Below are 3,234 nucleotides of genomic sequence, written 5' to 3'. Positions count from 1 at the left end.
AGGTTGCGTACCTCATCGGCCACCACGGCAAAGCCGCGGCCGGCTTCACCGGCACGGGCCGCTTCGATGGCGGCGTTGAGTGCCAGCAGGTTGGTCTGTTGCGAGATGCTGGTGATCACTTCGAGAATCTGACCGATGTTGACGGTCTTGCTGTTGAGCGTCTCGATGTGCGAGCTGGAGGTGCAGATCAGGTCCGACAGCTTGTTCATCGCCTGGATGCTGCGATCGACCACCTGCTGGCCTTCCTCGGCCAGGTGCCGTGCCGAGCTTGCCTGTTGCGAGGCTTGCGCGGCGTTGTGGGCGATTTCCTGGGCCGCGGCACCGAGCTGGTTGATCGCGGCGGCCACGCTGTTGGTGCGGTTGGACTGCTCGTCGGAGTTGACCATCGAGGAGTTCGAGGCACTGACCACACGCAAGGCCACTTCGTTGACCTGCTGGGTGGCCGAGGACACTTCGCGGATCGAGGTATGGATACGTTCGACGAAGCGGTTGAAGGCGCTGCCCAGGGTGCCGAATTCGTCGTGGCTGTGAATTGCCAGGCGCTTGGTCAGGTCGCCTTCACCTTCGGCGATGTCTTCCATGGCGCGGGTCATGATGTGCAGCGGTTGCAGCAGCAGGCGGATGAGCATGCCGAGCAGGGCGATGATGATCACCACGGCTACCAGCGTGGCAACTACCGCAGAGGTGCGGAACTTGCTCAGCATTGCATAGGCTTTGTCTTTATCGATCGACAGACCGATGTACCAGTTGGCCGAAGGCAAGCCCTTGACCGGGGCAAAGCTGAGGATGCGGGTCTGGCCGTTGATCTGGATTTCGCTCATTTCCTTGGTCAGGCGCGGCGTGTTCTGCGGGTACAGATCCGACAGCGACTTCATTACCAGCTCTTTGTCCGGATGCACCAGGATCTTGCCCTGGTCGTTGACCAGGAAGGCGTAGCCCATGCCACCGAAGTTCAGCGAGTTGATGATCTTGACCAGGCCATCCAGATCCATGTCGCCGCCAACCACGCCGATATCCCGCGAAGCAGTGGCGATCATCGAAATCACCATCTTGCCGGTACTGGCATCGACGTAGGGTTCGGTCAGGATCGCGCCGTTGGCGGCCAGGCCATCCTTGTACCAGGGGCGTACGCGCGGGTCGTAGCCATCGGGCATCTTGGTCAGCGGACGGATCGTGAAGTCGCCGTTGACGTGGCCCATGTACACGGTCAGGAAACTCGACACCAGCGCTTGCTGGCCGAGCAGGGTGCCGGCGCTGGCAGGGGCCGAGGCAATGTTCTGTGCCAGGTTTTGCACCAGTAGCAGGCGCCCGTCGAACAGGTTCTTGATGTTGGTCGACGCGGAGTCACCCATTTCGCCAAGATAGTTTTCCAGATTCTCGCGAATCGCATTACGCTGCAGGTAATCGTTGTAGAGAGTAAACAGGGCAAAGGCAGTGAGTACAATCAGTGAGGCGGCCAGCAGGATCTTGTGGCTGAATCGGAGGCTTTTGTTCATGGCGTATTGGGTCCGCTAAGGTCTTTAAATCCGGGTCGTTCGCACAAAGCGCAGCATGAAAGCAGTGCAGTTCCCATGTCCTTGTCGGGCTTTTCCTGTCTTTCTGAGTGAACTATCACTATTTGGTATCGGCCGCCTACTACCAAAGCTTAAACAGAGGGTGAAAAAACATGCCTGACTCTTCACAGTTCGTACTCGGCGCTGACCTGGCCGGGCAACCGGTGGCCCAGGCCTTGCGCCTGGCCAACCGTCATGGCCTGGTGGCGGGCGCTACCGGCACTGGCAAGACCGTGACCCTGCAGCACCTGGCCGAGGCCTTCAGCGATGCGGGCGTGGCGGTGTTTGCCGCCGACGTCAAAGGTGACCTGTGCGGCCTGGGCGCGGTGGGCCACCCGCAGGGCAAGGTGGCCGAGCGGATCGCCGGTATGCCCTGGCTTGATCACCGACCGCAGGCGTACCCGGTGACGCTGTGGGACGTGCATGGCCAGTCGGGTCATCCGCTGCGCACCACCCTGAGTGAAATGGGCCCGTTGCTGCTGGGCAACCTGTTGGAGCTCAACGACAGCCAGCAGGCGGCGTTGTATGCCGCGTTCAAGGTGGCGGATCGCGAAGGGTTGTTGCTGCTGGACATCAAGGACCTCAAGGCCCTGCTCGGGCACCTGAAGGACAACCCCGAGGTGCTGGGCGATGACAGTGCCTTGATGACCAGTGGTTCCAGCCAGGCCCTGTTGCGGCGTCTGGCCACGTTGGAGCAGCAGGGGGCCGAGGCGTTGTTTGGTGAACCGGCGTTGCAGTTGCAGGACATCTTGCAGCCGGCGGCGGATGGGCGTGGGCGCATTCACCTGCTGGATGCCAGCCGCCTGGTGCATGAGGCGCCGAAGGTGTACGCGACGTTCCTGTTGTGGTTGCTGGCCGAGTTGTTCGAGCAGTTGCCCGAGCGCGGGGATGCTGACAAACCGTTGTTGGCGTTGTTCTTCGACGAGGCGCACCTGTTGTTCAGCGGCACGCCCAAGGCGTTGCAGGACCGCTTGGAGCAGGTGGTGCGGCTGATTCGTTCCAAGGGCGTGGGGGTGTACTTCGTCACCCAGTCGCCGGGCGATCTGCCGGACGATGTGCTTGCGCAGTTGGGTTTGCGTATCCAGCATGGATTGCGCGCGTTCACGGCCAAGGAGCAGAAATCCCTGCGGGCGGTGGCCGATGGTTTTCGGCCGAACCCGGCGTTCGATACCTTGTCGGTGCTGACGAGCTCGGGATTGGCGAGGCGTTGGTGGGGACCTTGCAGGAGAAGGGTACGCCGGGGATGGTCGAGCGGGTGCTGATTGCCCCGCCGCAGTCGCGGATCGGGCCGTTGAGCGAGGTGGAGCGCAGGGCGTTGATTGCGGCGTCGCCGTTGCTGGGGTGTTACGACAAGCCGATTGATCGCGAGTCGGCTTACGAGATGCTCATGGCTCGCAAGGGTGAAGCGCCGGCGGTGCAGCCGCAGCAGGCGCCGTCTGAAGAGAGCTTTGCCGACAAGGCGGGGGATTTTCTGCAGAGCGCGGCGGGCAGGCGATCAAGTCGGCGGTGCGTCAGGCGGCGAATCAGTTTGGGCGGCAGTTGGTGCGTGGGTTGATGGGGTCGTTGCTGGGCGGTAGCAAGCGCCGTTGAGCGGCGGCTGCCGCTGATCTTGATCTTGATCTTGATCTTGATCTTGATCTTGCTGTTGATCTTGATCTGCTGCCCCTTGCAGAGGCCGAGT

At 61.9% G+C, this 3,234-nt stretch carries 1 protein-coding gene and 1 pseudogene; one reads left to right on the top strand and one right to left on the bottom strand.

Features of this window, described 5'->3' with window-relative positions; genetic code table 11:
* The coding region (locus G3436_RS05470) for a methyl-accepting chemotaxis protein (RefSeq protein ID WP_163942169.1) at nucleotides 1–1,496 on the bottom strand (1,496 nt) is incomplete at its 3' end.
* Between the two features lie 170 nt (nucleotides 1,497–1,666).
* Between G3436_RS05470 and G3436_RS05465 the strand changes: the two are divergent.
* A pseudogene (locus G3436_RS05465) lies at nucleotides 1,667–3,143 on the top strand (helicase HerA-like domain-containing protein).
* Nucleotides 3,144–3,234: the final 91 nt, after the last annotated feature.

It is taken from the genome of Pseudomonas brassicae, assembly GCF_010671725.1.
GTDB lineage: Bacteria > Pseudomonadota > Gammaproteobacteria > Pseudomonadales > Pseudomonadaceae > Aquipseudomonas > Aquipseudomonas brassicae.
Note: the sequence above shows the minus strand (reverse complement) of the source record. Positions and strands in the feature narration are given on the sequence as shown.